Origin of the sequence: Parafrankia irregularis, from assembly GCF_001536285.1 — a bacterium.
In the GTDB taxonomy this organism is placed as follows: Bacteria; Actinomycetota; Actinomycetes; order Frankiales; family Frankiaceae; genus Parafrankia; species Parafrankia irregularis.
Genome location: NZ_FAOZ01000038.1, coordinates 80,907 through 87,896 on the forward strand (window position 1 = coordinate 80,907; position 6,990 = coordinate 87,896).

Here is a 6,990-nt window from a genome sequence, read left to right on the forward strand (position 1 = left end):
GCGGGAACCTCAGAACAAGGGAGCCTCAGAAGACGAGCGCGCCACGCAGGATCTGGCCGGCCGCCAGATCAGCGTAGCCCTCGTTCACCTGATCAAGGGTGTAGGTGCGGGTGACCAGCTCGTCCAGTTTGAGGATGCCGGCGGTGTAGAGGTCGAGCAGCTTCGGAATCGCCACCCGCGGGCTCTGCGAACCGTACAGGCAGCCGCGGATCTGCTTGTTCGACATCGCGAGCATGAACAGGTTGACGTCGGCCTGTTTCTGGGTGATCGGTGCGACCGCGGTGATGACGCAGGTGCCGTCCTTCGCGGTCAGCGCGAGCGCCGGTTCGAGCAGCTCGGAGTGCATCACCGAGTAGGCGCAGATGACCGAGGTGCACATGACCCCGTCGGTGAGCCGCCTGATCTCCTCGGTGGCCTCGGCCAGGGAGGCGAACGCATGGGTGGCCCCCAGGCGCAGTGCCTGCTCGCGCTTGAACTCGACCGGGTCGACCGCGAAGACCTGCCGGGCACCGGCGATCCGCGCGCCCTGGACCGCGCTGACACCGATTCCGCCGATGCCCAGGACGGCGACCGTGTCCCCCGGTTTCACCTCGGCCCGGTTCACCGCCGAACCGAAACCGGTGGCGACCCCGCAGGAGACGAGCGCCGCGGCCGTGAACGGGATCTCCGGGTCGACCTTGACGATCGACGTCTCGGCCAGCAGCTGGCGCTCGGCGAACGCGCCCAGCTGGGTGTAACGGGAGACCGGCTGATCGCCGAGGCGGTGGGCGATACGCCCGTCCGTCATCATTCCGATCGCGAACATCTTCGCGCCGTCGTTACAGAGAAAGGCCCGGCCCGTCCGGCACCACTGGCAGGCTCCGCAGGACGGTACGAACGACAGCGCCACGTGGTCCCCCGGCTGGACCGAGGTGACCCCCGGGCCGACCTCCTCCACCACGCCGGCGCCCTCGTGGCCGCAGATCAGGGGATAGTGCGGCATCGGCATGTCGCCTGTGCGGGCGTGCTCGTCGGAATGACACAATCCGCAGGCCCGAAGGTCGACGAGAACCTCGCCAGCCCGCGGGTGATCGATTTCGACCGTCTCGATTTTGAAATCCTGGCCGGGGCCGTGGAGCACCGCCGCGCGTGTACTGACCATCTGGCAGCCGCCTTTCGTGAACCCGCGTCCTCGACGGGCCGGGCAGTGGGCGCTTCCGCACCGTAGAAGTATGTCGAGGTTGACGTCAAGTTCGACTTGACGCATCCAGGAAGGCCTTACTCAGGAAGGCCTGACCAGAGCGCGCACGACGTGGCTGTTCACAAAGACGCGCTGCTGCTGCGGCGACCAGGTGGACCACGGCGGCACCATCAGGATGGACCCGACCGCGATCAGCCATCGAACGGTCTCGCGCACGTCCAGATCCTCGTACAGCTGGCCGCTCTCGCTCCACCGGTTCAGCAGCGGCTCCAGGTGCCGGTACACCGCGTCGACGATGGGCTCAGCGGTCAGTTCCCGCAGCTCCACCGCGGAACGGCCACCCTCGGAGAACAGAGCCTCACTGATGGTGTCCTTGTTCACCATGGCCATCGAGTCGACGAACACCGCCACGAGCGACCCCGCCGCATCCCTCGGGTCACGCAAACCGCCCAGCACCCCGCTCATGGCCGCGTCGACCCGGCTGAGCAGGACGGCGAGGATCAGCTCGTCACGGGTCTTGAAATACCGGTAGACGGTGGACCGCGAGACGCCCGCCTCGACCGCCACCTCCTCGACCCGGATCCGGCCGGAGCCACGCCGCAGGACACAGCGGACCGTCGCGGCGACAAGCCGCCGCCGCGCCTCCTCGTCGTCGAGCAGCGCGCTGTCACTGCCCCACCACCCCGGTGCGCGCTGCCCCCCGTCCTCGTCGCCCGTGATCACCGTCATGGAGCCATCGTAGAGCCGCCTGGTCCGACCTTTGGGGTGAAGCGAATGAGACACCCGCAATAGTTCGACGTGCCGTGCGACATCTAGTAGTTTTTGTCTCAAGTCAGGGGTCCACGGCGGGTCACAGGTCATGGGCCACGGCGAGCGGGCACCGGGCGACGAGAGGAGCACGCGCATGCGGGCGGCCAACGAGGTGTTCATCGGCGGGAAGTGGGTTCCGGCGACGTCGGAACGTCAGATCGAGGTCCGGTCGCCGAGCACCGGGCAGGTCATCGCCCAGGTCCCGGACGCGGACACGGGCGACATCCAGGCCGCGGTCACGGCCGCGCGCGACGCGTTCGACCACGGGCCGTGGCCCGGCCTGCCGCCGGCCGAACGAGCCGCGATCATGGCCGAGTTCCTGGCCCAGCTGGAGGCGCGCTCCGACGAGCTGGCGCGGACGATCACGCTGGAGAACGGCACACCCACGTCGCTGGTGAAACCCGGCCAGGTCGACAACGGCCTCGACGTCCTGCGTTTCTACACCGAGGCCGCGGCGACGCTGGCGGTGGAGACGCCGCGCGCGGGCCGCTACTCCCCCGTCGTCGTCCGCCAGGAGCCGGTCGGGGCCGTCGCCGCGATCGTTCCCTGGAACGTCCCGTTCTTCCTGGCCGCGATGAAGTTCGCCCCCGCGCTGGCCGCCGGCTGCACGGTCGTGCTCAAGGCCGCCCCCGAGACGCCGCTGCACGCGAACATCGTCGCGGCGGCCGCCGACGCCGCGGGCCTGCCGCCGGGCGTCCTGAACGTGCTCGCCGCCGGCCCGAGCGGCAGCGAGCAGCTGGTCACGCACCCGGGCATCGACAAGATCGCGTTCACCGGCAGCACCGCCGTCGGCCGGCGCATCGCGAGCCTCGCCGGCGACCAGCTCAAGCGGGTCACCCTCGAGCTCGGCGGCAAGTCCGCTGCGATCGTGCTCGACGACATCGATCTGCAGGCGGCGATGGCCCGGCTGATGACCGTGAGCCTGTTCCTGAGCGGGCAGTTCTGCACGGCCCAGTCACGCGTCCTCGTCTCCGCCCGGCGCTACGACGAGGCGGTCGAGCGGTTCGCCGCCATCACGACGAAGCTGCGGGTCGGGGACCCGACGGACCCCGCGACGTTCCTCGGCCCGCTGATCTCGCAGCGCCAGCGGGACAAGGTGCTCGGCTACATCGAGACCGGGCGGCGCGAAGGCGCCACCCTCGTCGCCGGCGGCGGGGTGCCGGCCGGCCTCGAAACCGGCTGGTACGTCGAGCCGACCGTGTTCCGTGATGTCACCCCGAGCATGCGGATCGCGCAGGAGGAGATCTTCGGGCCGGTCGTCGCGTTCATCCCCTACGAGGACACCGACGACGCGGTCGCGATCGCCAACGGGACTCCGTTCGGCCTGCACGGCACGGTGTGGACGGACGACATCCAGCGTGGGCTCGCGGTCGCGCGGCGCATCCGGAGCGGAACGTTCGGGGTCAACGGCCTGTCGCTGGACCCGGCGGCGCCGTTCGGTGGGATGAAGCAGTCCGGTCTGGGCCGGGAGCTGGGGCCCGAGGGGCTGAGCTCCTACCTGGAGCCGAAGACCATCACGGTTCCGGCCGGCACGCAGCTGTCCGGCTTGCCTGGTTTGCCAGGCCGACCCGAAACATCTGGACCAGTTACAGAGGTTGGAGAGGAGGGCCGATGAGGTTGCAGGGCGCGTCGGCGATCGTGACCGGCGGGGCCGGCGGGCTGGGGGCGGCCACCGTCCGCCATCTCGTCGGACTGGGGGTCGCCGTGGCGATCGTCGACCTGGACGGCGAGCGCTCCGCCGCCCTCGCCGCGGAGCTCGGGAGCATGACCGTCGCCGTCCCCGGCGATGTCACCGTCGAGGCGGACGTTCAGGCGGCCATCGCCGCGGCGCGGTCGCTGGGCACCCTGTCGTACGTCATCAACGTGGCCGGCGGCGGAACCCGGCCGGCCCGCACCGTCGCCCGTGACGGCAGCCCGCACGACCTGGAGACGTACGTCGCCACCATGGCCAAGAACGCGGTCGGGACGTTCAACGTCACCCGGCTCGCCGCGGCCGCGATGGCCGCCAACACCCCCGACGAGGACGGTCAGCGCGGGGTCGTGGTGAACACCGGCTCGCTGGCCGGGCTGGAGGGCCAGGCCGGGCAGGTCGCGTACGCGTCGGCGAAGGCGGCGATCCTGGGGATGACCCTGCCGCTCGCCCGCGACCTGGCGCCGCTGGGCATCCGGGTCTGCGCCATCGCCCCGGGAACCATCGGTACGGAGCTGATGCGCAGCGCGTCCGCGGAACTGCAGAACAAGCTCGTCGCCAGCATCATCTTCCCGCACCGCATGGGCCACCCGGCGGAGTTCGCCCTGCTCGTCGAGGCGATCCTGCGCAATCCGTATCTGAACGGCGAGAACATCCGGCTCGACGGCGCACAACGATTCCCGGCCAAGTGAGCGGCTGGGAGGCAGGAGACGGGACCATCATGAGTCGCGGACTACCCGAGGCGGCGGACGACCTCTATCGCGGCGCGTTCCTCCCGGACCTTCTGATCGGCGCACTGCGACGCGACCCGGCGAAGCCCGCCATCTACCTCGAGGAAAGCGTTCTCACCGCCGGGGAGCTGGCCGCCCGGATCAGCCAGTACGCGCAGGTCTACACGGCGCAGGGGGTGCGGCCCGGCAGTGGCGTGGCCATGCTGTCCACGAACCGGCCCGAGGTCCTCTACTCCATGGGCGCCTACATGGTCACCGGTGGGCGCAACACGGCGCTTCACCCGTTGGGCTCCCTCGACGACCACGTCTACGTTCTCGCCGACGCCGAGATCGAGACGTTGGTGTTCGACCCGTCCTTCACCGAGCGTGCCGCCGCCTTGCGCGAGCGGGTACCGACCCTGAAGCGGCTGCTGTCCTTCGGGCCCAGCGACGTCGGCGCGGATCTGGTCGCACTGGCGGCAGGCTACGAGCCACGCCCGCTGACCGCGCCCCGGCTCGACCCGGAGGCGATCGCCGCGATCGCCTACACCGGTGGCACAACCGGCCAGCCCAAGGGCGTCATGTCCACCTACCGCGGCAGCGCGGCGATGACGCAGATCCTGCTCACGGAATGGCAGTGGCCGAAGGAGCTGCGTCATCTCGTCTGCACACCGCTGAGCCACGCGGGCGCGCCGTTCATCGTTCCCGTGCTGCACCAGGGCGGCTCCGTGGTCGTCGTGCCCAAGTTCGACGCCGGCAAGGTGCTCGAGGCCATCGAGGCGCACCGCATCACGTCGGTTTTCCTCGTTCCGTCGATGATCTACGCCCTGCTCGACCATCCCCGCTTCGCCGAGACCGACCTCTCCAGCCTCGAAACGGTCTTCTACGGCTCCTCGCCGATGTCGCCGGGCCGGCTGCGGGAGGCGATCGGGCGCATAGGCCCGGTCTTCTTCCAGTTCTACGGGCAGACCGAGGCCCCGCAGACCGTGTTCGTCCTGCGCAAGGAAGAACACAACCCGGACGATCCGGCCCGGCTGATCTCGTGCGGGCGTCCGGTGTCGTGGGTGCGGGTGGCTCTGCTCGACGATCAGGGTGAGCCGGTTCCCGACGGCGAGCCCGGTGAGATCTGCGTCCAGGGGCCACTCGTCATGAAGGGCTACTGGAACAAGCCGGAACAGACCGCGCAGGCGCTCGCCGGCGGCTGGCTGCACACCGGCGACATCGCCCGCATGGACGAGCACGGTTTCTACACGATCGTGGACCGCAAGAAGGACATGATCGTCAGCGGCGGTTTCAACGTCTTCCCCCGTGAGATCGAGGACGTTCTCTCCACGCACCCGGCCGTCGCCGCGGCCGCGGTCATCGGCGTGCCCGACGAGAAGTGGGGCGAAGCCGTCCGGGCGGTCGTCGTGCTCCGGTCCGGCGCGTCCGTCGCGGCGGAGGAACTGGCCGCACTGGTCAAGGAGCGGAAGGGCTCCCACCACGCGCCCAAGGGCGTCGATTTCGTCGACACCCTTCCGCTCACCGCGGTGGGAAAGCCGGACAAGAAGGCGCTGCGCGCGCGCTACTGGTCCAACACTGACCGCAGGGTCGGCTGAGGCGACCGGCATGGCCAGATAGGCGTGCGGCCCGCCAGCCTGGCTCACATCCGGCGGGCGGGCTGTCGAGGTCGGGCCGGGATGCGGTTCCGGCGAGCTCAGAGTGATCGCCTGGTTCGTGACCACCAGCGTGCTCGGGGTGGCCGGCATCACCGGACATCCCGCCGTCCTCAAGGCACGGTCGCCGACCTACGCGGCAAGCTTCCTGGTCCATCACATCAGCGGCCAGAGTCCCGGCCGCCGGCCGGAGCCATTCGTCGATCACGGCGAGGTGGAGGGTGGCCTCGTCCCGGACGGCGGGTTCGTCGAACCGGGTGCCGGGTGGCCACGGCCTGGTGGCGTTTGGGCCGGTTGACCCCGCACTCGACGGCGTGCCGGGGCTTGTGGTCCTCCCGGTCGATAGCGGACGCGGTGCTGTGCACCGACGGGCCGGTCAGATCATTGATCGATCTGACCCTGGCACCCGAGCACCGTCGCGGCCACGCTGCGTTGTACGACGGGCTGACCAGCGGCCGGCTCGATGTTGCACGCTTCCGGCGCACGCTCGCGGGCCTCGCGCTGCTCTCAGCGGCCAACGGACGACTGATGCTGGGAGCGGACGTCAGCCTCTGACTGCGCTATGTAAATTTAGGTTAGGTTACCTTACACTGTTGGTATGGATGGTCAGCGCGGTGAGGGTTCGCGATGAGCGGGGTCGGGGATTCCCGTGAGGATGCGGGGAGTCCATCGGCTGGAGAAGATGTTCCTTCTGATCGGGGGGTGGGTGGTGGGAAGCGGCTGCCTCTCTCGTTTGCGCAGCGTGGGAACTGGGCGGCCCAGCGGTTGTTCCCTGGTTCTGCCGCGTTCTGTGTGTGTGACCTGGTGTGGCTTGACGGGGTTGTCGATGTCGGGGTGTTCGCTGACGCGGTGAGTGGGGCGTTCGCGGAGACGGAGGCGCTGCGGGTGGTCATTGATGACGATGACGGGGCTCCTTCGCAGTCGGTCGACGGGGGGTTGTCTCTG

At 69.6% G+C, this 6,990-nt stretch carries 6 protein-coding genes and 1 pseudogene; 5 read left to right on the forward strand and 2 right to left on the reverse strand.

Features of this window, described 5'->3' with window-relative positions; genetic code table 11:
• Positions 1-25 precede the first annotated feature (25 nt).
• Both AWX74_RS34155 and AWX74_RS34160 read right to left on the reverse strand, forming a co-directional pair.
• Complete coding sequence (locus tag AWX74_RS34155; RefSeq protein WP_091285127.1) at positions 26-1,141, reverse strand: NDMA-dependent alcohol dehydrogenase; 1,116 nt, start codon at positions 1,139-1,141, stop codon at positions 26-28.
• Positions 1,142-1,261: 120 nt separating this feature from the next.
• Entirely contained in the window at positions 1,262-1,909 is a 648-nt protein-coding gene (locus tag AWX74_RS34160; RefSeq protein WP_091285128.1) for a TetR/AcrR family transcriptional regulator, read from the reverse strand.
• Between the two features lie 175 nt (positions 1,910-2,084).
• Here AWX74_RS34160 and AWX74_RS34165 point away from each other — a divergent pair, with 175 nt between their 5' ends.
• The 5 genes and pseudogenes from AWX74_RS34165 to AWX74_RS42185 all read left to right on the forward strand — a co-directional run.
• The gene (locus AWX74_RS34165) at positions 2,085-3,605 is read left to right on the forward strand and encodes an aldehyde dehydrogenase (RefSeq protein ID WP_091285129.1); all 1,521 of its coding nucleotides are present in this window, start codon (positions 2,085-2,087) and stop codon (positions 3,603-3,605) included.
• The gene (locus AWX74_RS34170; RefSeq protein ID WP_054566411.1) at positions 3,602-4,372 is read left to right on the forward strand and encodes an SDR family NAD(P)-dependent oxidoreductase; all 771 of its coding nucleotides are present in this window, start codon (positions 3,602-3,604) and stop codon (positions 4,370-4,372) included. Before AWX74_RS34165 ends, AWX74_RS34170 begins: the two co-directional genes overlap by 4 nt.
• Before the next feature lie 29 nt (positions 4,373-4,401).
• On the forward strand, positions 4,402-5,988 hold the full coding sequence (locus tag AWX74_RS34175; RefSeq protein ID WP_091285162.1) for an AMP-binding protein: 1,587 nt from the start codon (positions 4,402-4,404) through the stop codon (positions 5,986-5,988).
• A gap of 103 nt (positions 5,989-6,091) precedes the next feature.
• Entirely contained in the window at positions 6,092-6,343 is a 252-nt protein-coding gene (locus AWX74_RS41760; protein ID WP_091285130.1) for a KUP/HAK/KT family potassium transporter, read from the forward strand.
• A 47-nt stretch (positions 6,344-6,390) separates the two neighbouring features.
• A pseudogene (locus tag AWX74_RS42185) lies at positions 6,391-6,594 on the forward strand (transposase); the annotation flags it as partial.
• Positions 6,595-6,990: the final 396 nt, after the last annotated feature.

What these genes read in the sequence shown, in the direction of transcription:
- AWX74_RS34155 (WP_091285127.1), bottom strand. Translation starts at nt 1,141, where the DNA reads ATGGTCAGTACACGCGCGGCGGTGCTCCACGGCCCCGGCCAGGATTTC.
- AWX74_RS34160 (WP_091285128.1), bottom strand. Translation starts at nt 1,909, where the DNA reads ATGACGGTGATCACGGGCGACGAGGACGGGGGGCAGCGCGCACCGGGG.
- AWX74_RS34165 (WP_091285129.1), top strand. Translation starts at nt 2,085, where the DNA reads ATGCGGGCGGCCAACGAGGTGTTCATCGGCGGGAAGTGGGTTCCGGCG.
- AWX74_RS34170 (WP_054566411.1), top strand. Translation starts at nt 3,602, where the DNA reads ATGAGGTTGCAGGGCGCGTCGGCGATCGTGACCGGCGGGGCCGGCGGG.
- AWX74_RS34175 (WP_091285162.1), top strand. Translation starts at nt 4,402, where the DNA reads ATGAGTCGCGGACTACCCGAGGCGGCGGACGACCTCTATCGCGGCGCG.